Source organism: Streptomyces sp. NPDC056061 (assembly GCF_042266885.1).
Taxonomy (GTDB): Bacteria; Actinomycetota; Actinomycetes; order Streptomycetales; family Streptomycetaceae; genus Streptomyces.
Genome location: NZ_JBHJWQ010000014.1, coordinates 19,619 through 40,612, shown reverse-complemented (window position 1 = coordinate 40,612; position 20,994 = coordinate 19,619). Strand labels below are relative to the sequence as shown.

The following is a 20,994-nucleotide window of genomic DNA, read 5'->3' as shown; positions in this document are numbered from 1 at the left end:
GGGGTGCGGCGCGTCAGCCCACCCAGCAGCGGGTCACGACCGCGTCGGCGACCTCGAAGTTGATCCGCCCGGTCCGGAACTCCATGGTGATGACCGTGCCCGGCGGCAGCGATCTGACGGTGCTCCAGCCACGCCCGCGGGCCCGCCGTTCGGCCGCGTCGACGGCGAGACCGACGTACGCGCCGGGGGTGTCCTCGGGCTGGGCGGGAGGGGTCCGTGGGTGCGCCATACCCCCACCGTAGGCGGCCGTCGGCCTCGGCGGAAGCCGGGGCCCACGGCCGTCGCAGGGCGTCCGCACATCCCCCGCCGGTCACACTTGTGTCACAGGATCACGACACATGTGCCGCCGCGGCCGCATGCCCCGGACGGACGGTCCACGAGCCGACGGACAGTAATCGGAAATCCCCCGGACGGATCCCGGCGAGGAGTCGGAAAACAAACTGAATACGACGTTCCGAGCGGCCCGTATTTCCGCATCGGATAAGCGAAGAAAATGAGCATGCCACCAGGAATTCACGCTTCCTTATGGCACCCTTATCTTTTGTTCACAAAATTCGCATCGCGGAGCGGGAGGGCCGAGGCCGTCCGTGTGCGGGACAAACCCGGCGCCCGGGAAACAGGACCACCGGGTCCCGCACCGGCGACGGCATCCGCTCAGTCGACGGCCCGGGACAACCGGTCCCTGGCCCGCCTGATCGCGTCGATGAGTTCCGGCGGTTCGACCACCTCGAAGTCGAACCCCAGCATCATGACGTGAACGACCATCACATCGAGGCTCACCGCCCCCGTACGCAGCAGACAGCTGTCGGCACCTTCCGCCTCCAGCACCCCGGCGAACGGCGAGAGCCGTTCGGCCGCGCGCTCGATCCCCGTCTTCAGCCGCACCACCGCGTGGGTCGTGTACGCGGCGGTGGAGATCCCCCGCGAGACGTAGGCGGCCAGGTCCTCGGCGGGTGCGGCACGGGGGACGAACACCGGCCCGTGCGGTGGTCCGGGAGTGATCCGGTCCGCCCGGAAGGTGCGCCAGTCCTCGCGCTCCAGGTCCCAGGCGACGAGGTACCAGCGGCGCTCGGTGCACACCAGCCGGTACGGCTCGACGGTCCGGCGCGAGACGGAGCCGGAGTGGTCCCGGTAGTCGAAGCGCAGCCGCTCCTTGTCCCGGCAGGCCCCGGCCAGCTCGGTGAGAACGCCCGGGTCGGTCGACGCGCCGGGGGCCCGCAGCAGCGGCACGGTGAACGTGTTCAGCGCGTTCACCCGGCGCCGGAGCCGGTCCGGCAGCACCTGCTCCAGCTTGGCCAGGGCGCGTACGGAGCTCTCCCCGATGCCGTCGACGCCGTTGCCCGCCGCGGTGCGCAGGCCGACGGCGACGGCGACGGCCTCCTCGTCGTCGAGGAGCAGCGGCGGCATCCGGGCGCCCGCACCGAGCCGGTACCCACCGCCGGTACCCGGACTCGCGTTGACCGGGTAGCCGAGTTCGCGCAACTTGTCGACGTCGCGGCGGACGGTCCGGGGGGTGACCCCCAGCCGATCGGCGAGATCGGCCCCCGCCCACTCCCGGTGGGTCTGGAGCAGTGAGAGCAGTCGCAGCAGCCGTGCCGAGGTCTCCAACATGGCAGGAGTCTGCCAGGGGTCGCGGACGGTACGTGTCCGCGATCGGCCTCGGCGGTGCACCGGCCGGGGCAGGCCCCCGCACGCGGATCCGCCGGGCCCGCGCGGGGCCGGACCGGCCGGTGCGCGGCGGTCTACCCGGCCGTCGACGGACCGGGCTCGACCCGGACACAGAGGTCGTTGTCGCCCGTGTAGCAGGGGGTCGCCCGGACGCCCCCGCCGATGGCGCGGTCCGGGTGGACGAAGATGTTCCGGCGATCCCACACGTCGTCGAGGAGCCGGGAGATCCGCACCTCGTCGGCGCCCTCCCCCGGGATCAGCCAGAGCGTCCACAGCTGCTTCTCCGCCACCGGCCCGTCCACCAGTCCGTCGAGCGGGAGCGTGAAGGAGAACGTGTTCCCCTCCCCGGTGACCGGCACCCGGCGGACCCGGCCGGGATCGCCGGGTGCCCTCGCCTCGGCACGGGCGTCGTCGCCGAGCCGGGCCCCGTACAGGGAGCCCTCGACGGTCATCGCGTTTCCGTCGAGGCCGATCGCCCCGGCCTCGGCGTGCGGCGAGCGGACCCAGCAGCGCAGGGCGAGCCTGCCGTCGGCGGTCGGGTACGGGATGCGCACCGCGACCCGACCGGTCCCCGGCACCTGGTCCACGAGGTCACGCAGGTCCCTGATTCCGGGCTCGACCGCCGCCGCCGCGTCGTCGTCCTCGCCCGGCCCGCGCAGACGGGCGTCCCAGCGCCCCTCGGCCGGTTCCGCGGTGCCCGGCAGCACCGCCCGGAGCCGCCCGTCGTCGGCCGGCCGCAGCGGCAGCCGGAGCACGGCGTCGTCGCCCGTGCCCCCGCGCAGCCGGAACACGAGTTCCGGCCGCTCCCCGTCGCCGTACGGGCCGGGGCCGAAGCCGGGGTCGTCGAGCGCGAAGGCGATCGTTCCGTCCGGGTCCGCGGTGCAGTCGGCGCGGGGTACCGGTCGTTGCACGGGGGCGGTCATGCGGTCTTCCTCCTGCGGATGACGTCGGCAGCCTTGTAGCGCACGGCGTACGCCCCGTCCAGCACCGTGCCGCGGGCGCGGTGCAGTGCGGTGCGCAGCGCCCCGTGCGAACGGCCGTGCGGGGCGCGGGAGGCGAGTTCGGTGAAGAGCCGCTCGTGGCGCTCGGCGATCCGCGCCGGGTCGAACCGCTCGGAGGCGGTCAGCGCGGCGCGCCCGAAGCGGTGCCGGGTCTCGTCGTCCTCGATCAGGCCGAGGAGGGCGTCGGTCACGGCCACCGCGTCGCCGACCGGCACCAGCCGTCCGTCCGTGCCGTCCTCGATGATCTCCCGGGGGCCGTGCGGGCAATCGGTGGCGACGACCGGCAGGCCGCAGCGCATCGCCTCCACGATCGTCATGCCGAACGACTCGCGGTCCGAGGTGACCGCGGCGATCGACCCCTTGGGCCACTCGGCCTCCAAGGGGTTGACCGATCCCATCAGGAACACGTGGTTGTGCAGGCCGAGTTCGCCGATGAGCGCGAGCAGCGCCCGGCGTTCGTTCCCGGTCGCGTCGCCGGCTCCGTAGATGCGCAGCCGCCAGTCCGGGCGGACGGCGACCACGTCGGCGAACGCGCGCACGAGCAGGTCGTACCGCTTGACCTTGTGCAGCCGCCCTGCGGCGATCACCCACTTGCCGGTGCCGTCGGCGGGCGCGATCCGGGGTGCGGGCACGCTGTTGGGGATGGCCTCGATCCGTACGCCGGGCAGTCTGAACACGGACCGGTAGGCACGGGCGTCGGCCTCGGTGACGGTGGTGATCGCGTCGAGCAGGGCGTAGCGGTGCCCGATCTCGCGGCGCAGCCGGTACCCGTGGCTGTCGAGGGTGAGGTGCTCCTGACCGATCCGTACCGGACCGCGCCGGGCCTGCCGGCTGATCTGCACGTTGAGCCCGGGCCGGGTTCCGACGACGACGTCCGCGTCCAGGGAGCGCAGATGGTTCGCCACCCGGGCGTCGGTCAGCCTGCTGTACTGGCGGTACCTGCTGTCGCCGCGCGGGAAGACGGTCGCGGGTCGGGCATGGTCGGCGGCGTCCCCGTCGTACGTCGGGCTCTTCTTCCGCAGGTCGACGAGGTGGCCCAGCTCGACGCCCGCCGGTGCGCCCAGCGCCGGGACGTCCCGGTGCCGGAAGACGGACACGATCTCGACGTCATGGTGCTCGGCCAACGTCGCGGCGAGGTTGAACGTCGTACGGATCGTTCCCCCGACTCCGTAGGCGTTGTGGAGCAGGAAGGAGATGTGCATGGAACGCCTTGACTCCCGTTCGGCTGATCGGCGGCGGGCAACACTTGGCAGGACGGGCCGGACGGGCCGATGGTTCACTCCGGACCCGCATCAAATTCAGCCATCTCCACGTTCACCTGTTTTCCCGACTTATCGACGCATCGGCGTACTGCTGCAGGGCCGCATGGACCACATCGTCCGGCACCAATCGATACATACAGTCTCCAACCGCCCCTCCGAGGGCGAGATTCATACCTCGCGTCAATTGGTTCGATTACGTTCCCCTTCTCGCGTGACCCCGGCCGCGGATCTCCCGTTGTCCCTTTCATGAGCCGGGAAGCGCCCGGCTCACGCACCGAGTTCGAGGAGCCACCCGTGCCGCGCATGCTCGACGTCAGCGAGGACGTACGCGCCGAGATCGGCGACGCCGAAGCCGACCGACTGCTCGTCGGCGACAACACCCCAGGCCACTACGACTGCACCTCCTGCCGCACCCCGGGCGACTCCGAGCAGGAGCGCACCAGCACCGTCCTCTTCGTCGGTGACGAGACCGCCGTTCTCGCCTTCGCCCACGCGACGTGCATCCCCTCCCAGGTCGTCCAGGTCGCGGAGGATCAGCTGCAGGGCGCGGTGCGCAGCATCACGGCGGGCGAGGCGGCACCGCAGGGACAGCCGGGGGGCACCGGCGAGCAGGCCGTCCTCGGGATCACCAGCGGCCTGGTGCTGATCGACGACGAGCTCCACCCGGCCCTCGTCGTCGAGCCGACCGGCGCGATCGCCCGGCCCGGCACCGACGGAAGCCAGGGCGACGAATTCCTCCGGCTCCTCCTGGAGCAGGGCTTCGAGCCGGTCCACCGGCTGGACCGGGTGCCCTCGGTCCTGCACGGCTGGTCGATCCTGCTCGCCGTGGGCCGGCTGCACGCCGTGCTCCAGCCGGGCGCCGACGGCGGGGCCCCGGTCACCTGGTGGCAGGCCCATGCGCCGCTCCAGGTCACCGAGGGCTGGCGGAACGCGGCCAACAAGTCCAGGACCGTGCTTCTCTTCGCCGCCCCTGTGGGGTCGATCGGCCAGCAGCCCCGCGAGGACCTGCTGCGGGACGCCCTGGACAAGGCGGCGGCGGAGGGGCTCCTGGTCGCCGCCGCGATGCCGCTGGCCGGGACCTGATCGTGTCCGCCGGGTTCCCGGACCTGCGGCGAACAGCTATTTCTCGGCCGGGCCCGCATCCGACGGACTGTGGGGTCGTTGGCAGATACGTGCACTCATACGACTCCTCCCATCAGCGCCCGATCCCTGCCATGCGCCCCTCGCGGGAGCCATCGGGCGGCCCGTCCCAGACCCCGATCTACGACGCGCTGTACTCCGAGTACCGCCGGTCGTTCCGGGCGCTGCCGGGTGATCGCAGCGGTGAGGAGAATCTCGGCTTCGTGGCCTTCGGCCTCGGGCTCTTCGCCGGCCGTGTCCCGCTGAGCGGCGGCAGCCCCGGCCACTCGGCCGTTCAACCCGGCGGCTTCTCCACCGGTCTCTCCGTGCACCATGGAGCCTCCGCCCACGGCGGACCGGCCGGACACCCCGACGGTCCCGTTTCCTGGCAACGGGTGGGCCGGCACTCCGGACGCGCCCGGCCGGCGGCGCTTCCGCCGGGATCGCGCGACGCCTGAACCGCACGGCGGAGCCCCGGACCGCAGCGTTCGTATCCGAACCGGTCCGGGGCTCCGTCGTGTGCTCGGCGTCGCTACTTGTTGCGTCCGCGCTTCTCGCGGACCCGCACCGAGATGTGGATCGGGGTGCCCTCGAAGCCGAACTCCTCACGCAGCCGGCGTTCGACGAACCGCCGGTAGCCGTGCTCCAGGAAGCCCGAAGCGAACAGCACGAACCGCGGCGGCTTGGTGCCGGCCTGGGTGCCGAAGAGGATCCGGGGCTGCTTGCCGCCGCGGATCGGATGCGGGTGGGCGGCCACGATCTCGCCGAGGAACGCGTTCAGCCTGCCGGTGGGGACGCGGGTCTCCCAGCCGTCGAGCGCGGTCTCGATCGCCGGGACCAGCTTCTCCATGTGGCGGCCGGTGACGGCGGAGATGTTGACCCGCGGGGCCCAGGAGATCTGCGCGAGTTCCGTCTCGATCTCGCGCTCCAGGTAGTAGCGCCGCTCCTCGTCGAGGGTGTCCCACTTGTTGTACGCGATCACCAGGGCACGCCCGGCCTCCACGGCCATGGTGATGATCCGCTGGTCCTGGACGCTGATGGATTCGCTCGCGTCGATCAGGACGACGGCGACCTCGGCCTTCTCCACGGCGGCGGCGGTGCGCAGCGACGCGTAGTAGTCCGCCCCCTCCTGGAGGTGGACGCGGCGCCGGATGCCGGCCGTGTCGATGAACTTCCAGGTGACGCCACCGAGCTCGATCAGCTCGTCGACCGGGTCGCGCGTGGTGCCCGCGAGCTCGTTGACGACGACACGCTCCTCGTCGGCCACCTTGTTCAGCAGCGAGGACTTGCCGACGTTCGGACGGCCGATGAGCGCGATCCGGCGCGGCCCGCCGACCACGGAGCCGAAGCGCTGGGCGGGGGCCTCGGGAAGCGCTTCGAGCACGGCGTCGAGGAGATCGCCGGTGCCGCGGCCGTGCAGCGAGGAGACGGGGTGCGGTTCGCCGAGGCCCAGCGACCAGAGCATGGCGGCGTCCGCCTCGCCGCTCTGCCCGTCGACCTTGTTGGCGCACAGCACGACGGGCTTCCCGGCCCGGCGCAGCAGCTTGACGACGGCCTCGTCGGTGTCGGTGGCACCGACCTTCGCGTCGACGACGAAGACGACGGCGTCGGCGGCGTCGATCGCGTACTCGGCCTGGGCGGCGACGGAGGCGTCGATGCCCAGCACGTCCTGCTCCCAGCCGCCGGTGTCGACGACCTTGAAGCGGCGGCCCGCCCACTCGGCCTCGTAGGTGACGCGGTCGCGGGTGACACCGGGCCGGTCCTCGACGACTGCCTCGCGGCGGCCGATGATCCGGTTCACCAGTGTCGACTTGCCGACATTGGGACGCCCGACGACGGCGAGCACGGGGAGCGGTCCGTGACCGGCCTCGTCGATCGCGCCCTCGACCTCCTCGGTGTCGAAGCCCTCCTCCGCGGCGAGCTCCATGAACTCCGCGTACTCGGCGTCGCCAAGTGCTCCGTGCTCGTGGTCCGAGCCCCCGGAGTGAATCTGGTCGTTCATGAAGTCCGTTCCTCTTTGCCTCATCATCGATGGGCCGCGATCGGGCGGCCCACTACTCACGTCTTGCACGAACTGCCCCACCATCCGGCGGGGCGGCTCTCAGCGCCCGGTGAAACGCCGGGCCTCGTCCAGGTGGGCTGCCAGCCGCGCCTGGATGTGTTCCGTCGCCTCGTCGAGCGCCCTGCGCGTCCGCCGGCCGTCCGCCGACGCCGCCATGAAGGCGTCGCCGAAGACGACGTCGACCCGGCCGCGCAACGGCGGCAGTGCCGATATCAACCGTCCGCGGCGCTCGGTGCTTCCCAGGACGGCCACGGGCACGATCGGCGCCCCGCTGCGCACCGCGAAGTACGCGAGCCCGGCGCGCAGCGAGGCGAAGTCGCCCTCGCCCCTGGTGCCCTCGGGGAAGATCCCGAGCGCCCCGCCGTTCTCCAGCACGCCGAGGGCGCCGGTGATGGCGGTCCGGTCGGCGGTCGTGCGGTCCACCTTCAGCTGACCGATTCCGCGCAGGAACGGATCGAGCGGACCGACGAACGCCTCCTTCTTGATCAGGAAGTGGACGGGCCGGGGCGCGGTGCCCATCAGCATCGGCCCGTCGATGTTGTGCGAGTGGTTCACCGCGAGTATGACCGGTCCGGAGGCGGGAACGCGCCACGCGCCCAGGACGCGGGGCTTCCACAGCCCGTACATCAGGCCGATCCCGATCCCGCGCCCGACCGCCGCGCCGCGGGGCGACGGCGAGCCCGTGGTGGCTCGGGTCACTTCGCGGCCCGCTTCTCCTCGACGAGGGTGACGACACACTCGATGACCTGCTGAAGAGTCAGCTCGGTGGTGTCCACCTCGACGGCGTCGTCCGCCTTGGCCAGTGGGGAGGTCCGGCGGCCGGAGTCGGCGGCGTCCCGCTTGATCAGCGCCGCCTTGGTGGCGGCGAGGTCGGAGCCCTTGAGCTCTCCGCTGCGACGGGCCGCACGCGCCTCCGGGGAGGCGGTGAGGAAGATCTTCAGGTCGGCGCCGGGCAGCACGGTGGTGCCGATGTCGCGGCCCTCGACCACTATGCCGCGCTCGGCGGCGGCGGCGATGGTGCGCTGCAGCTCGGTGATCCTGGTGCGCACCTCGGGGACCGCGCTGACGGCGCTGACCCTGGAGGTCACCTCCTGCGTGCGGATCGGGCCGGAGGCGTCCTCGCCGTCGACGGTGATCGTGGGGGCGGCCGGATCCGTGCCGGAGACGATGACCGGCTTGGCGGCGGCGGTCGCCACCTCCGTCGCGTCCTCGACGTCGATGCCGTTGTTCAGCATCCACCAGGTGATCGCCCGGTACTGGGCGCCGGTGTCCAGGTAGCTCAGACCGAGCTGGGCGGCGACGGCCTTGGACGTGCTCGACTTGCCGGTGCCGGAGGGGCCGTCGATGGCGACGATCACTGCGGCCGGGGCGGTCCGGGCGGCGGCGCTTGCGGTTTCCACGGTGGTGGACACCTTCCTGATGGCTCGGGGTGGGCGGACGGGGGCGCGGGTACCCGCACCGCACAAGGTTACCGAGTGCCGGGACGGTCCCCGGCACCCCTGTGGACAACCGCCTCCCGGCCTACTGCCGGATCGCCCAGCCGCGCTCGCGCAGGGCCGCGATCAGCCCGGGGGCGGCGCTCGGCTCGACCATCAGCTGCACCAGGCCCGCCTGCTGCCCGGTGGCATGCTCGATGCGCACGTCCTCGACGTTGACCCCGGCCTGGCCGGCGTCGGCGAAGATCCCGGCCAGTTCGCCCGGCCGGTCGCTGATGAGCACGGACACCGTCTCGTACGAGGCGGGGGCCGTCCCGTGCTTGCCGGGCACCCGCACCCGGCCCGCGTTGCCGCGGCGCAGGACGTCCTCGATGCCCTCGGTGCCCTCGCGGCGCCGCTCGTCGTCGGCGGACTGCAGACCGCGCAGCGCGCGTACCGTCTCGTCCAGGTCGGCGGCGACCCCGGCCAGCACGTCGGCGACGGGTCCGGGGTTCGCGGAGAGGATCTCCAGCCACATCCGGGGGTCGGAGGCGGCGATCCGCGTGACGTCCCTGATGCCCTGCCCGCAGAGACGCACGGCGGCCTCGTCGGCCTCCTCCAGGCGGGCGGCGACCATCGACGAGATCAGCTGCGGGGTGTGGGAGACCAGGGCGACGGCCCGGTCGTGGGCGTCCGCGTCCATCACGACCGGGACTGCGCGGCAGAGCGCGACGAGTTCCAGGGCCAGATTGAGCACCTCGGTGTCGGTGTCCCGGGTCGGGGTGAGGACCCAGGGGCGCCCCTCGAAGAGGTCGGCGGTCGCGGCGAGGGGACCGGATCGCTCCTTGCCCGCCATGGGGTGCGTCCCGATGTACGGGGTGAGGTCGAGGCCGAGGGCCTCCAGCTCGCGGCGCGGCGCTCCCTTGACACTGGCGACGTCGAGGTAGCCGCGGGCGACGTCGTCGCGCATGGCGGCGGCCAGCACCGGGGCCACGTGGGCCGGCGGCACGGCGACGATCGCCAGGTCGACGCGGCCCTCGGGCGCCTCGTCCGTACCGGCGCCGAGCGCGGTCGCTGTGCGGGCCGACTGCGGATCGTGATCGGCGAGGTGGACCTGGATGCCGCGCCCGGCGAGGGCGAGGGCTGCGGAGGTGCCGACGAGGCCCGTTCCGATGACGAGGGCGGTTCTCACTGGGCGATGTCCTTGCGGAGGTCGGCGGTGGCGCCGAGGTAGACGTGCGCGATCTCGGATTTGGAGAGGTAGGTCTCGACGTGCGCGAGAATCCGCACCACACGGGGCATGGCCCCCGCGACGTCGAGTTCCTGGGCGCAGATCAGCGGCACGTCGACGATACCGATGCCGCGTGCCGCGGCGGCCGGGAAGTCGCTGTGCAGGTCGGGGGTCGCGGTGAACCAGATGCTGATCAGGTCGTCCGCGACGAATGCGTTGCGCTCCAGGACCGCGTCGAGCAGTGCGCCGACCTGCTCGGCCATGTGTCCGGCCTCGTCGCGTTCCAGCTGGACGGCTCCACGGACCGCTCGTACCGCCACGCCGTGCTCCTGTCCTCTTGTCCACGTGATCCTTCCGCGCGACAGCCTAACGACCCGGGGAGCGAGGGCTGTCCCGTACCGCCCGCCGGGCGTGCGGCACCGGCCGGAGCCGTCGACGCCGGAGAAAATCCCGGTGCAACACGTTTTCGCCCCCGTACGCTCACCGGCATGATCACCCCCGCATCCGAGGCGCTCGTGCGCGACCACACGATCTACGCCTGTGTGATGGGTTCGCGCGCCTTCGGCCTCGCCACCGAGGACAGCGACACCGACCGGAGGGGCGTCTTCCTCGCGCCGACGCCGTTGTTCTGGCGGTTCGAGAAACCGCCGACGCATGTCGACGGCCCCGCCGACGAGCAGTTCTCCTGGGAGCTGGAGCGCTTCTGCGAGCTGGCGCTGCGCGCCAACCCCAATGTGCTGGAGTGCCTCCACTCCCCGCTGGTGGAGCACGTCGACGCGGTGGGCCGCGAGCTCCTCTCGCTGCGCGGGGCGTTCCTGTCCCGGCGGGCCCACCTGACCTTCGTCCGCTACGCCTCCGGGCAGCACCGGAAGCTGGAGGCGGACGTCCGGCAGTACGGGCAGCCGCGCTGGAAGCACGCCATGCACCTGCTGCGGCTGCTGGCCAGTGGCCGGGACCTGCTGCGCACCGGCGAGCTGACCATCGACGTGGGCGCGGCCCGGGACGATCTGTTGGCCGTGCGGCGGGGCGAGATCCCGTGGCAGGAGATCGCACGCCGGATGACCCGCCTCGCCGAGGAGAACGACGCTGCGGTCGTCTCCTCGCCGCTGCCGGCCGAACCGGACCGGGCCCGCGTGGAGGACTTCCTGATCCGCACCCGCCGGGCGTCCGCCCGCGCGGCCGACCCGAGGTAGCCCCCGCGGGACGGTGGCGTCCCCCGCGGGCGGACGACGGCCGGTCCGGGCGGGAGATGGACCCCCCGAAGGTCCACATCCGGTGCCGGACGGCCGACCGGCCCCCGCGTCACTTCTCCTTGCTCTCCTTCCGTGCATCGATCACGAGTCCCAGAGCGCCGCCAGCGACAGCAGGTCGCTCCGGTACTCGATCCGCTCCGCCCACTCCTTGGGCCAGGCACCCGCCCCCATGTGCGCACCTGCCAGCGCGCCGGTGAGGCAGGCCAGCGAGTCCGAGTCGCCGCGTGTGCAGGCGGCCCGTCGAACGGCGGTGACCGGATCCCCGGGGAAGAGCAGGAAGCAGTGCAGGGCCGTGGCGAGCGCCTCCTCCGCGACCCACCCGTCCCCGGTCGACTCGCAGGGATCGGTCTCCGGGTACGGGACGAGCAGGGCGTCCTGGACACGGGCCAGCGCGTCCAGGCACTCGTCCCAGCCCCGCTCGATGTACCGCTCCGGCGAGGCGGCGCCCGCGTACCGCCACAGGTCGCCGAGCCAGCGCGTGAGGTAGTTGCCGCTGTTCTCGTACGCGTACGAGCGCAGTTGCCCGAGCAGTCCCACCGGTGCCGCGCCCTGCGCCAGCAGGTACACCGCCCGGGCCATCAGGTCGGCCGCGGCGAGCGCGGTCGGGTGTCCGTGCGTGAGGGCCGCCTGCAACTGGGCGGCGCCGGAGCGCTGTTCCTCGCTCAGCCCGGGGACCAGCCCGACCGGTGCGACCCGCATGTTGGCGCCGCAGCCCTTGGAGCCCGTCCGGCTGGCCTCCTGCCACACCCGGTCGCTGTCGAGCAGGCGGCAGGCGGTCATGCAGGTGCGGCCCGGGGCGCGGTTGTTGTCGGGCGCGTGGTACCAGTCGACGAATTCCTCGCGCAGCGGGCGGACCAGCCGCAGCGGGGTGAGCAGGCCGCGGTCCATGGCGGTGCGCAGGCCCCGCCCCACGGCCAGTGTCATCTGGGTGTCGTCGCTGACGAAGGCCGGCCTCGGCAGCCGCATCTGCCGCCACGGCCCGCACTTGGCGAGGATCGAGGGCACGTTGTTGAACTCGGTCGGGAAGCCCAGTGCGTCGCCGAGCGCGAGCCCGGTCAGCGCGCCGGTGGCGGCCTGTTTGGTGATGGTCCTGGTCACGATCACGTGCTTCTTCCTTCCGGTCTCAGGAGTGGAGGATGCAGAGCGGTGGCGGCACCCGCCCGGTAGAGCGCTGCGGGCTTCCCCCGTCCGCCGGTCCGGCGCGGCGGCCCCTCCACGGCCTGGACGAAGCCGGGAGTGGTGAGGACCTTGCGCCGGAAGTTGGGCCGGTCCAGTTCGACGCCCCAGACCGTCTCGTACACCTGCTGGAGCTCCCCCAGGGTGAATTCGGACGGGCAGAACGCGGTGGCCAGACAGGTGTATTCGAGCTTGGCCCCGATCCGTTCGTGTGCGTCGGCGAGGATGCGGTCGTGGTCGAAGGCGAGTGGGCCGGTCGACCCGGCGAGCACCCACCGGGCACTGGCGGCGTCGCCGCCGCCGCGGGGTTCGGGAAGGTCGGGGACGAGCGCGGCGTAGGCGACGGAGACGACGCGCATCCTCGGGTCGCGGTCCGGGTCGCTGTAGGTGCGCAACTGCTCCAGGTGGAGGGCGCGGGCGGTGCTCCCGGTCAGCCCGGTCTCCTCGGCGAGTTCCCGGCGGGCGGCGTCCTCGGCGGACTCCCGGGGCTGGACGAAGCCGCCGGGCAGCGCCCAGTGGCCCTTGTACGGGTCCTCGCCCCGCTCGACGAGCAGGACGCTCAGCCCGGAGGCGCGGACCGTGAAGACGGCGAGGTCGACGGTGACCGCGAACGGTTCGAAGGCGTGCGGGTCGTAGCCCGCGGGGGCACCGGCGCTCATCGCCGCTCCGGGAGGGGGGCGGCGAAGTCCCAGCCGGCGGCGAGCAGGCTGTCGACCGCGGTGACGGCGGTGGCGAGGCGTTCGGGACGGCTTCCGGTGATCTCGATGAACTGCCGCCCGGTGCGGGCGAGTTCGGCGCGGAACCGTTCGGTCATCCAGGGGCGCAGCTCCTCGCCGTCGCGCAGTCCGTCGTCCTCGAACGCGACGCCCTCGTGGTCGGTGAGCAGCCACAGGTGGTGGGAGACCCGGTCGGCGGTCTCCTCGACGAGGGGGTTGCGTCCGCCCACGTAGCGCTCGTGCCAGACGGTGGTGGCGAAGGAGTCGGTGTCGCAGAAGAGCACCGGGGACCCGGTGCGCGCGGCCGCCTCCTCGGCGGCGTTCTGCGCCTCGGCGATCAGCGGGAAGTCCTCGGTGCCGAAGACCACGTCCTCCCACTGCGCCCCGGGCCACCGTTCGCGCAGCGCCGCCAGCTTCCGTTCGCTGAACTCCCGTCCGTATTCGGCGACGTACCGGGTGTGCGCCCAGACTCCGCCGCGCCGCCGGTAGTGGTCGGTGAGGGCGCGGGCCAGCGTGGTGGTGCCGGTGGATTCCGCGCCGAGGACGACGACCCGGCGGGCGAGGGCGGCGCGCACGGGCGGTTCCAGGAAGTCCCAGCAGCCGACCGGGTCCTTTCGGACGGCGGTGCCGGAGACCGGGAAGACCGTGCGGTCGGGGTCGACGCAGACGGACTCGGCACCGAACCTGCGGGCCAGTTCGTCCCCGTAGGACTCCGAGGTGAAGACGGCGTCCACCGGTTCGGGGACGGCCCCGGTGAAGACGGCCATGTGCGCGTCCCAGACCGCCGGGTCGTGGAGGTCCATGGGGATGTCGTCGACGGCGCCCACGACCCGCACGTCCGGGTGCGACTCCCGCATCCAGGCCACCCGGTCGGCGAGCGGGACCGATTCGACGGAGGCGGCGCAGACCAGGACGGTCAGGCGCTCGCACCGGTCCCGGGCGGTGCGGACGAGGTGGTGGTGGCCGGCGTGCGGCGGATAGAACTTGCCGAGGACGAGGCCGTGCCCGAAGCCCCTCATGCCGTCGCCTCCGCCGGTCGTGCCGGCCGGTGCGCGGCGAGATCGAACCGCCAGTTGCGCAGGCCGATCAGGCAGAGCGTCAGGAAGCCGACGTACAGCAGGGAGGTCAGGTAGAGCTCCTTGTACGCGTACAGCGGGATGTACACCACGTCGGCGGCGATCCAGAGCCACCACGACTCGACGAGCTTGCGGCACTGCCCGTACGTGGCCGTGAGGGACAGCGCGGTCGTCAGGGTGTCCCAGAAGGGCACCGTGGAGTCGGTGGCACGGTCCAGCAGGACGGTGAGGGCGAGCGCCCCCACCGCTCCGGCCGTGAGCAGCCAGGCCCATTCGGTGCGGGTGGTGCGCCGCACCGGGAGGTCCGCCGGTCCCGGCCCGCCGCCGTGCGTCCAGGTCCACCAGCCGTACGCGGCGAGGGCGATGAAGACGACCTGGAGTCCGGCGTCGGCGTACAGGCCGGACTGGGTGAACAGCAGGATGAAGAAGAGGTTGTTGGCGATGCCGATCGGCCAGTTGGCGAGGTGCTGGCGGGCCACGAGCCAGACGCACAACGCCCCGCTGCCGAAGCCGAGCACCTCGGTCCAGCTGACCGGGGTGCCGAGGACCGTCACCAGGGGTTGTTGCAGGGGATCGAGAACATCCGCGAGACCCACTCCCGCCTCCTTTTTAATAGTCACCTTGACTATAAATGAGAAGCGGGCACGACAAAAGGCCCGCGACCGGCCCCTGTCCTCGGATTTCGGGACAGGGACCGGTCGCGGGCCCCGACCGGCCGGAGCCGGGACGGCGCGGAACTCGCCGTTACAGACCGACCTCGCGCATCAGCATGCCGACCTCGGTGTTGGTGAGGCGGCGCAGCCAGCCGGACTTCTGGTCGCCCAGCGGGATCGGGCCGAAGGACGTCCGGACGAGCCGCTCGACCGGGAAGCCGGCCTCGGCCAGCATCCGGCGGACGATGTGCTTGCGGCCCTCGTGGAGGGTCACCTCGACCAGGTAGTTCTTGCCGGTGTTCTCGACGACCCGGAAGTGGTCGGCACGGGCGTACCCGTCCTCCAGCTGGATGCCGTCCTTGAGCCGCTTGCCCAGGTCGCGCGGGAGCGGGCCCTGGATGGCGGCCAGGTAGGTCTTCTTCACCCCGTACTTGGGGTGGGTGAGCCGGTGGGCCAGCTCGCCGTGGTTGGTGAGCAGGAGGATGCCCTCGGTCTCGGTGTCCAGCCTGCCCACGTGGAAGAGCCGCGTCTCGCGGTTGTTCACGTAGTCGCCGAGGCACTGGCGGCCGTCCGGATCCTCCATCGACGAGACGACGCCTGCGGGCTTGTTCAGCGCGAAGAAGAGGTACGACTGGGCGGCGACGGTCAGCCCGTCGACCTTGATCTCGTCCTTGTGCACGTCGACGCGGCGGCCCTGCTCCAGGACGATCTCGCCGTTGACCTCGACCCGGGCCTGCTCGATCAGCTCCTCGCAGGCACGGCGCGAGCCCAGCCCGGCCCTGGCCAGGACCTTCTGCAACCGCTCGCCCTCCTGCTCGGCACCGGGGAAGGTCTTGGGGGGCCTGACGTCGGGCTTGCCCGCGTACCGGTCCCGGTTGCGCTGCTCGATCTTGGCATCGAGCTCACGCGGACGGGACGGCGCGCCCTGGCCGCGCCGGGCGCCCGCGCCACCGCGGGTCTGCGGGGGCTTGGGGCCGCCCTTCGCGCCGCCGCGGGCCGCGGCACCGCGGCCCTTGCGAGGGCTGTCGCCGCTCCGCTCTCCCGGGGCGCCCGCGTCGTAGCGGCGCTCCTCCGGCCGGGGCCGACGGGGACGCTGCTCCTGCCGGCCGTCGCGACCGGCGCCGGCACCCCGGGGATTCCGGTCGCCGCCGCTCCGGCCGCCGCCGCTTCCGCTGTTCCTGCCACTGCTTCGCATCAAAATTCCGTCTTGTCGTCTGCGTGAGTATCCGGGGTGTCCGGTGCGTCCGGATCGAACGACGGCACACCCTCCGGCGTATCCGCCTCGATCGCGTCCGCCTCGGGGAGGAAGGGCGCGAGCTCCGGGAGCTCGTCCAGGCCACGCAGGCCCATCCGCTCCAGAAAGTAGTTCGTCGTCCTGTACAGGATCGCACCTGTTTCGGGTTCCGTGCCCGCCTCCTCGACCAGACCCCGCTGGAGCAGGGTCCGCATGACCCCGTCACAGTTCACTCCGCGGACCGCGGAGACCCGGGACCTGCCGACCGGCTGCCGGTAGGCGACCACCGCCAGGGTCTCCAGCGCCGCCTGGGTGAGCCGGGCCTGCTGCCCGTCCAGGACGAAGTTCTCGACGGCCGCCGCGTACGCGGGACGGGTGTAGAAGCGCCAGCCCCCGGCGACCTGCCTCAGGTCGAACCCCCGGCGCTGGACGGTGTACTCGTCGGCCAGCTCGCGCAGCGCGCCGGCGACGGCCCCGCGGGGCCGCTCCAGCACCTTGGCGAGGTGTTCCTCGGTTGCGGGCTCGTCGACGACCATGAGAACGGCCTCCAGGGCGGGCTTCAGGTCGAGGTCCGCGACGGTGGCGCCGGTGATGTCCTGCTGCGTCATGCCTTCCCATCCTCCTGGACGTCCTGCGTCTCGGTGTCGAACTCGTCCGTCACGGAGGGTTCGGCGTCCTCCGCCCCGACCCAGCGCACCAGGAGATCCCCGAGTGCCTCGTCCTGGTCGAGCGCGACGGCCTTCTCCCGGTACAGCTCCAGCAGGGCGAGGAACCGGGCGACGACGGTGAGGGTGTCCGGGGCGTCCTCGGCGAGCTCCCGGAAGGCGAGTTCGCCCGCCTCCCGCAGCCGCGCCACCACGATCCCGGCCTGTTCCCGCACACTGACCAGCGGCGCGTGGATGTGATCGACGTACACCCGCGGTGCGGGCTTCGGCTGCATCGCCTTCACGGCCAGGGCGGCGAACCGCTCGGCGCCGATGCCGAGGACGACCTCGGGCAGCAGCTCGGCGTGGTGCGGCTCCAGTCCCACGGTACGCGGGAAGCGCCGCCCCTCCGAGGCCAGTCGGCCGTCGAAGATCTCCGCGACGCGTTTGTACGCACGGTACTGGAGCAGCCGGGCGAAGAGCAGGTCCCGCGCCTCCAGCAGGGCCAGGTCCGCCTCGTCCTCCACCTCGGCGGCGGGCAGCAGCCGGGCGGCCTTCAGATCGAGCAGGGTCGCGGCGACGACGAGGAACTCGGTCGTCTGGTCCAGGTCCCAGTCCGGTCCCATCGCGCGGATGTGCGCCATGAACTCGTCGGTGACCCGGGACAGCGCGACCTCGGTCACATCCAGCTTGTGCCGGGAGATGAGTTGGAGGAGCAGGTCGAACGGCCCCTCGAAGTTCGCCAGCCGCACGGTGAACCGTCCGTCGTCGGCGGGTGCGGGGGACGGACCGGGGCCCGCCGCGTCGCCACCGCCACCCGCTCCGGCTCCGGCTCCGGCTCCGGCGATGTCGTCCGGAACGGGCGGAGCCGCCGGAACGGCGCCGGAAGGCGCCCCGGCCCCGGCCGTTCCCACGGGCCCGGAAACCTCGACGCCGCCGGCCGGCTCGGCGGCCGGTGCGGTCCCGGCGGGAGCCGCCGGGGCCTGTGCCGGACCGGCAGGGACCGGGGCCGCACCGGACGCCGCCCCGGGCCCGGCGTGCGGCACGGTGGTGGAGGACACGTCCTCCGGGACCGCCTCCGCCACCGGTTCCGGTGCCGTCCGGCCGCCCGGACCGCGCCCCAGGGGGCGGCGAGGGGCACGGGCGGGTTCGTCGGTCGTCGGCATGAGGGGTCCAGGGGCAGCGGGTCGCGGGCGGCGGGGTGGCCGCTCGGGCGGCGCTCCTTCGGCAGGCTACCGGCGCCGCACCGGTCAGCGGCCGCGCAGCCGCCGTACGAGGATGCTCGCGTCGCCCCGCGACTCCAGGTCGGCGAGGACCACCGCGACCGCCTCGCGGACGATCCGCCCGCGGTCCACGGCGAGCCCGTGCTCGCCGCGCAGCACGAGGCGGGCGTGTTCGAGGTCCATCAGTTCCTCGGCCGAGACGTAGACGGTGATCTTCTCGTCGTGGCGCTCCCGGCCGCTGGGCCGCCGGTTGGCCCCACGCCCGCCGCCGCGCCCGCGCTGCTGCTGCACGGCGGGGGCGGGAACCTCCTGCGCGGGCGCCGGGGCGGACGACCGGGCCCTGCGCGGCGAGGCCGCTGCGGGGTCGCCGTCGGCACCCCGGCCGCGCGATCCGCCCGCGTCGGTCTCCGCCGCGGGGTGTTCCTCGCGGCCCTCGGCCGCGGCGCCGGCCGGGTCCGTCGCACCCCCGGCCCCATCGACCCCGGGACCGTTCTCACCGGCGGGCCCGGGCACCCGGGCCTCACCGTTCGCCTTGCGTCGCCGGTCCACCGGTGACGAGGCCTGGAGCCCCATCCCCCCGGTGGTACGGAACAGTTCGTCGGCTCCGGGCAGACTCACTCGGCGTGACACCGGGCGAGCACCTCCCTGGCGAGCTGGCGATAGGCGGCCGCACCGACCGAGTTGGAGGCGTACGTGGTGATCGGCTCACCCGCGACCGTGGTCTCCGGGAAGCGCACGGTGCGCCCGATGACCGTGTGGTAGACGTGGTCGTCGAACGCCTCGACGACGCGCGCGAGGACCTCGCGGCTGTGCACCGTGCGGGAGTCGTACATGGTCGCGAGGATGCCGTCGAGCTCCAGGTCGGGGTTGAGCCGCTCCTGGACCTTCTCGATGGTCTCGGTGAGCAACGCCACACCTCGCAGTGCGAAGAACTCGCACTCCAGCGGGACTATGACCTTGTGCGCGGCCGTCAGGGCGTTCACCGTGAGCAGGCCCAGCGAGGGCTGACAGTCGATCACGATGTAGTCGTAGTCGGACATCAGCGGCTTCAGGGCGCGCTGGAGCGTCGACTCCCGGGCCACCTCGCTGACCAGCTGCACCTCGGCCGCCGACAGGTCGATGTTGCTGGGCAGCAGGTCCATGTTCGGGACCGCGGTCTTCAGCAGGACCTCGTCGGCCGACATGCCCCGCTCCATGAGCAGGTTGTAGACCGTGAGGTCGAGCTCCATCGGGTTGACGCCGAGTCCGACCGACAGGGCTCCCTGCGGGTCGAAGTCGACGAGCAGGACGCGGCGCCCGTACTCCGCGAGCGCGGCACCCAGGTTGATGGTCGACGTGGTCTTGCCGACGCCGCCCTTCTGGTTGCACATCGCGATGATCTTCGCGGGACCGTGCTCGGTCAGCGGACCCGGGATCGGGAAATAGGGCAGGGGCCGACCGGTCGGACCGATCCGCTCGCGGCGCTGACGGGCGGCGTCGGGCGCGAGGGTGGCCGCGTACTCCGGATCGGGCTCGTACTCGGCATCGGGGTCGTAGAAGCGCCCCTGGGGCTCGTCGAAGTCGGCGAAGTGGGCGGTGTCTCGGCCACTCTCGTTGCCGGCCATGGCGTTCACGTGTAGGCCGTCCATCATCTGGGGGGCTGTCGTCATGTGCTGATTGGTGGCGAAGGTGCGGACAGCGACGGAGCCGACAGCCTCCGGCCCATGCGGGCCCTGGCCCCGTGCGGGCATCCCTGTGTGAACACCCCCGGGAGTAATTGTCGACTCATTCACAAGTCGTCTTACCTCCTTGGAAGTGGCCAGGAAACTTATCGATAGGTCAGCGTGGCACCATGCCGACGATTGGCGACTCTATGGCGTGTCACCGCTTCGCAGCAACACAATCCGCCGGACCCGGCCCGATGTGTCGGCAATCGAACACCGTCCTGTCAAGGGTGCGCAGCCACCGAGGCGCACCTTTCTCGGGTGCACGAATCGGTTGAAGGGTTACGTTCGAGACGAGTTGAACGGCGACTGCCCGCCCCCGGCACACGTCGTCGGGCCGGACCCTGCTCGGCAAGGTCCGGCCCGACGTGTGAGGTTGACGGGAGGTGTTGACCCGTATCAGCCGAGGAGCGAGCTCAGCTCGACGTGCGGCAGGCCGTGCGCCTCGGCCACCTGGCGGTAAATGACCTGCCCGTCATGGGTGTTGAGACCCTTGGCGAGCGCGGCGTCGCGGCGCACCGCCTCGACCCAGCCGCGGTTGGCGAGCTCCACGATGTACGGCAGCGTGGCGTTGGTGAGGGCGTAGGTGGAGGTGTTGGGCACCGCACCCGGCATGTTCGCGACGCAGTAGAAGACCGAGTTGTGGACCTTGAAGGTCGGCTCGGCGTGCGTGGTCGGGTGGGAGTCCTCGAAGCAGCCGCCCTGGTCGATCGCAATGTCGACAAGTACGCTTCCGGGCTTCATCTTGGCGACGAGCTCGTTGGTGACCAGCTTCGGGGCCTTGGCGCCCGGGATGAGCACGGCACCGACGACGAGGTCGGCCTCGACGACGGCCTTCTCCAGCTCGAAGGCGTTGGAGACGACCGTCTGCACCTTGGTGCCGAAGATCTTGTCGGCCTCGCGGAGCTTGTTGATGTCCTTGTCGAGCAGCGTGACGTGGAAACCGAGGCCGACGGCGATCTGCGTGGCGTTCCAGCCGGAGACGCCGCCGCCGATGACGACGGCCTTGCCGGCCGCCGTGCCCGGGACGCCGCCCGGCAGCACGCCGCGGCCGCCGGCCGAGCGCATCAGGTGGTAGGCGCCGACCTGCGGGGCCAGCCGGCCCGCCACCTCGGACATGGGGGCGAGGAGCGGGAGGGCGCGGTTCGCGGTCTCGACCGTCTCGTACGCGATGGCCGTGGTGCCCGACTTCAGGAGCGCGTCCGTGCACTCGCGGGAGGCGGCGAGGTGCAGGTAGGTGAAGAGCGTCTGGTCCTTGCGGAGGCGGTGGTACTCCTCGGCGACCGGCTCCTTGACCTTGAGCACCAGGTCGGCGGCGGCCCAGACCTCGTCGGCCGTGGGGAGGATCTGCGCCCCGGCGGCGACGTACTCCTCGTCCGTGATGGAGGAGCCGGCCCCGGCGTTCTCCTCGACGACGACCTGGTGGCCATGGCGGACGAGCTCGTTCACACCAGCAGGCGTGATCGCCACGCGGAACTCGTTGTTCTTGACTTCGCGGGGGATGCCGACCTTCACGTCGATCACGGTCCTTGGCTCAGAGGGTTACCCGGACATGAGT

The 20,994-nt window shown here is 72.2% G+C and carries 22 protein-coding genes; 3 read left to right on the top strand and 19 right to left on the bottom strand.

The features are described from left to right. Nucleotides 1-13: 13 nt before the first annotated feature. The 4 genes from ACFC79_RS20400 to ACFC79_RS20385 all read right to left on the bottom strand — a co-directional run bounded on the left by ACFC79_RS20400 (nt 14) and on the right by ACFC79_RS20385 (nt 3,871). Nucleotides 14-229, bottom strand: coding sequence for an I78 family peptidase inhibitor (locus ACFC79_RS20400; protein ID WP_376242022.1), 216 nt, complete (start codon nt 227-229; stop codon nt 14-16). A gap of 425 nt (nt 230-654) precedes the next feature. Next, nucleotides 655-1,611, bottom strand: a complete 957-nt coding sequence (locus ACFC79_RS20395) for a helix-turn-helix transcriptional regulator (RefSeq protein ID WP_376242020.1) — start codon at nt 1,609-1,611, stop codon at nt 655-657. A 131-nt stretch (nt 1,612-1,742) separates the two neighbouring features. Continuing rightward, a complete protein-coding gene (locus tag ACFC79_RS20390; protein WP_376242018.1) occupies nt 1,743-2,591 on the bottom strand; it encodes a transferase in 849 nt (282 codons plus the stop codon). Then, nucleotides 2,588-3,871: a glycosyltransferase family 4 protein gene (locus tag ACFC79_RS20385; protein WP_376242016.1), complete on the bottom strand. Its 1,284-nt coding sequence runs from the start codon at nt 3,869-3,871 to the stop codon at nt 2,588-2,590. The genes ACFC79_RS20390 and ACFC79_RS20385 overlap by 4 nt, the downstream gene beginning before the upstream one ends. A 354-nt stretch (nt 3,872-4,225) precedes the next feature. Between ACFC79_RS20385 and ACFC79_RS20380 the strand changes: the two genes are divergently transcribed. Together ACFC79_RS20380 and ACFC79_RS20375 are read left to right on the top strand one after the other, a co-directional pair. Then, on the top strand, nt 4,226-5,014 hold the full coding sequence (locus tag ACFC79_RS20380; protein ID WP_376242014.1) for a hypothetical protein: 789 nt from the start codon (nt 4,226-4,228) through the stop codon (nt 5,012-5,014). Nucleotides 5,015-5,145: 131 nt separating this feature from the next. Then, nucleotides 5,146-5,508, top strand: a complete 363-nt coding sequence (locus tag ACFC79_RS20375; protein WP_376242013.1) for a hypothetical protein — start codon at nt 5,146-5,148, stop codon at nt 5,506-5,508. Between the two features lie 74 nt (nt 5,509-5,582). On the opposite strand, the gene der is transcribed toward ACFC79_RS20375, so the two are convergent. The 5 genes from der to aroH form a co-directional block, all read right to left on the bottom strand. Beyond that, a complete protein-coding gene (gene der, locus ACFC79_RS20370; protein ID WP_376242011.1) occupies nt 5,583-7,052 on the bottom strand; it encodes a ribosome biogenesis GTPase Der in 1,470 nt (489 codons plus the stop codon). A gap of 99 nt (nt 7,053-7,151) precedes the next feature. Next, nucleotides 7,152-7,739 carry a lysophospholipid acyltransferase family protein gene (locus tag ACFC79_RS20365; RefSeq protein ID WP_376242256.1) on the bottom strand — a complete coding sequence of 196 codons (588 nt, stop codon included), beginning with the start codon at nt 7,737-7,739 and terminating at the stop codon, nt 7,152-7,154. A 68-nt stretch (nt 7,740-7,807) separates the two neighbouring features. Beyond that, nucleotides 7,808-8,524, bottom strand: coding sequence for a (d)CMP kinase (cmk, locus tag ACFC79_RS20360; RefSeq protein ID WP_376242009.1), 717 nt, complete (start codon nt 8,522-8,524; stop codon nt 7,808-7,810). Between the two features lie 109 nt (nt 8,525-8,633). Then, nucleotides 8,634-9,719: a prephenate dehydrogenase gene (locus ACFC79_RS20355; protein WP_376242007.1), complete on the bottom strand. Its 1,086-nt coding sequence runs from the start codon at nt 9,717-9,719 to the stop codon at nt 8,634-8,636. Next, on the bottom strand, nt 9,716-10,078 hold the full coding sequence (aroH, locus tag ACFC79_RS20350; RefSeq protein ID WP_376242005.1) for a chorismate mutase: 363 nt from the start codon (nt 10,076-10,078) through the stop codon (nt 9,716-9,718). The genes ACFC79_RS20355 and aroH overlap by 4 nt, the downstream gene beginning before the upstream one ends. Nucleotides 10,079-10,246: 168 nt before the next feature. Here aroH and ACFC79_RS20345 point away from each other — a divergent pair, with 168 nt between their 5' ends. Continuing rightward, a complete protein-coding gene (locus tag ACFC79_RS20345; RefSeq protein WP_376242004.1) occupies nt 10,247-10,951 on the top strand; it encodes a DNA polymerase beta superfamily protein in 705 nt (234 codons plus the stop codon). Between the two features lie 141 nt (nt 10,952-11,092). Here the strand turns inward: ACFC79_RS20345 and ACFC79_RS20340 are convergent, their stop codons facing one another. From ACFC79_RS20340 to ald, 10 genes are all read right to left on the bottom strand, one after another. Beyond that, the gene (locus tag ACFC79_RS20340; RefSeq protein WP_376242002.1) at nt 11,093-12,115 is read right to left on the bottom strand and encodes an ADP-ribosylglycohydrolase family protein; all 1,023 of its coding nucleotides are present in this window, start codon (nt 12,113-12,115) and stop codon (nt 11,093-11,095) included. After that, nucleotides 12,112-12,846 (bottom strand): NUDIX domain-containing protein, encoded by a 735-nt coding sequence (locus tag ACFC79_RS20335; RefSeq protein ID WP_376242000.1) that lies wholly within the window; start codon nt 12,844-12,846, stop codon nt 12,112-12,114. Before ACFC79_RS20335 ends, ACFC79_RS20340 begins: the two co-directional genes overlap by 4 nt. Continuing rightward, nucleotides 12,843-13,922, bottom strand: a complete 1,080-nt coding sequence (locus tag ACFC79_RS20330) for an AAA family ATPase (protein ID WP_376241998.1) — start codon at nt 13,920-13,922, stop codon at nt 12,843-12,845. The genes ACFC79_RS20335 and ACFC79_RS20330 overlap by 4 nt, the downstream gene beginning before the upstream one ends. Further along, nucleotides 13,919-14,575, bottom strand: coding sequence for a nicotinamide riboside transporter PnuC (gene pnuC / locus ACFC79_RS20325; RefSeq protein ID WP_376241996.1), 657 nt, complete (start codon nt 14,573-14,575; stop codon nt 13,919-13,921). The genes ACFC79_RS20330 and pnuC overlap by 4 nt, the downstream gene beginning before the upstream one ends. 148 nt (nt 14,576-14,723) lie before the next feature. Next, complete coding sequence (locus tag ACFC79_RS20320; RefSeq protein WP_376241994.1) at nt 14,724-15,827, bottom strand: pseudouridine synthase; 1,104 nt, start codon at nt 15,825-15,827, stop codon at nt 14,724-14,726. After that, the gene (gene scpB, locus ACFC79_RS20315) at nt 15,827-16,474 is read right to left on the bottom strand and encodes an SMC-Scp complex subunit ScpB (protein WP_376241992.1); all 648 of its coding nucleotides are present in this window, start codon (nt 16,472-16,474) and stop codon (nt 15,827-15,829) included. Before scpB ends, ACFC79_RS20320 begins: the two co-directional genes overlap by 1 nt. Further along, a complete protein-coding gene (locus ACFC79_RS20310) occupies nt 16,471-17,676 on the bottom strand; it encodes a segregation and condensation protein A (RefSeq protein ID WP_376241990.1) in 1,206 nt (401 codons plus the stop codon). The genes scpB and ACFC79_RS20310 overlap by 4 nt, the downstream gene beginning before the upstream one ends. 84 nt (nt 17,677-17,760) lie before the next feature. Continuing rightward, the gene (locus tag ACFC79_RS20305) at nt 17,761-18,351 is read right to left on the bottom strand and encodes a hypothetical protein (protein WP_376242254.1); all 591 of its coding nucleotides are present in this window, start codon (nt 18,349-18,351) and stop codon (nt 17,761-17,763) included. Next, nucleotides 18,348-19,463, bottom strand: a complete 1,116-nt coding sequence (locus ACFC79_RS20300) for a ParA family protein (protein WP_376241988.1) — start codon at nt 19,461-19,463, stop codon at nt 18,348-18,350. The genes ACFC79_RS20305 and ACFC79_RS20300 overlap by 4 nt, the downstream gene beginning before the upstream one ends. 372 nt (nt 19,464-19,835) lie before the next feature. After that, entirely contained in the window at nt 19,836-20,951 is a 1,116-nt protein-coding gene (gene ald, locus ACFC79_RS20295; protein WP_376242252.1) for an alanine dehydrogenase, read from the bottom strand. Between the last annotated feature and the right edge of the window lie 43 nt (nt 20,952-20,994).

Bases quoted from the DNA above. Each gene is read 5' to 3' on its own strand.
- ACFC79_RS20320 (WP_376241994.1), bottom strand. From the start codon at position 15,827: ATGCGAAGCAGTGGCAGGAACAGCGGAAGCGGCGGCGGCCGGAGCGGC.
- ACFC79_RS20400 (WP_376242022.1), bottom strand. From the start codon at position 229: ATGGCGCACCCACGGACCCCTCCCGCCCAGCCCGAGGACACCCCCGGC.
- ACFC79_RS20385 (WP_376242016.1), bottom strand. From the start codon at position 3,871: ATGCACATCTCCTTCCTGCTCCACAACGCCTACGGAGTCGGGGGAACG.
- ACFC79_RS20390 (WP_376242018.1), bottom strand. From the start codon at position 2,591: ATGACCGCCCCCGTGCAACGACCGGTACCCCGCGCCGACTGCACCGCG.
- scpB (WP_376241992.1), bottom strand. From the start codon at position 16,474: ATGACGCAGCAGGACATCACCGGCGCCACCGTCGCGGACCTCGACCTG.
- ACFC79_RS20300 (WP_376241988.1), bottom strand. From the start codon at position 19,463: ATGCCCGCACGGGGCCAGGGCCCGCATGGGCCGGAGGCTGTCGGCTCC.
- ACFC79_RS20375 (WP_376242013.1), top strand. From the start codon at position 5,146: ATGCGCCCCTCGCGGGAGCCATCGGGCGGCCCGTCCCAGACCCCGATC.
- ACFC79_RS20345 (WP_376242004.1), top strand. From the start codon at position 10,247: ATGATCACCCCCGCATCCGAGGCGCTCGTGCGCGACCACACGATCTAC.
- ACFC79_RS20330 (WP_376241998.1), bottom strand. From the start codon at position 13,922: ATGAGGGGCTTCGGGCACGGCCTCGTCCTCGGCAAGTTCTATCCGCCG.
- ACFC79_RS20335 (WP_376242000.1), bottom strand. From the start codon at position 12,846: ATGAGCGCCGGTGCCCCCGCGGGCTACGACCCGCACGCCTTCGAACCG.
- der (WP_376242011.1), bottom strand. From the start codon at position 7,052: ATGAACGACCAGATTCACTCCGGGGGCTCGGACCACGAGCACGGAGCA.
- ACFC79_RS20395 (WP_376242020.1), bottom strand. From the start codon at position 1,611: ATGTTGGAGACCTCGGCACGGCTGCTGCGACTGCTCTCACTGCTCCAG.
- ACFC79_RS20365 (WP_376242256.1), bottom strand. From the start codon at position 7,739: ATGTACGGGCTGTGGAAGCCCCGCGTCCTGGGCGCGTGGCGCGTTCCC.
- ACFC79_RS20310 (WP_376241990.1), bottom strand. From the start codon at position 17,676: ATGCCGACGACCGACGAACCCGCCCGTGCCCCTCGCCGCCCCCTGGGG.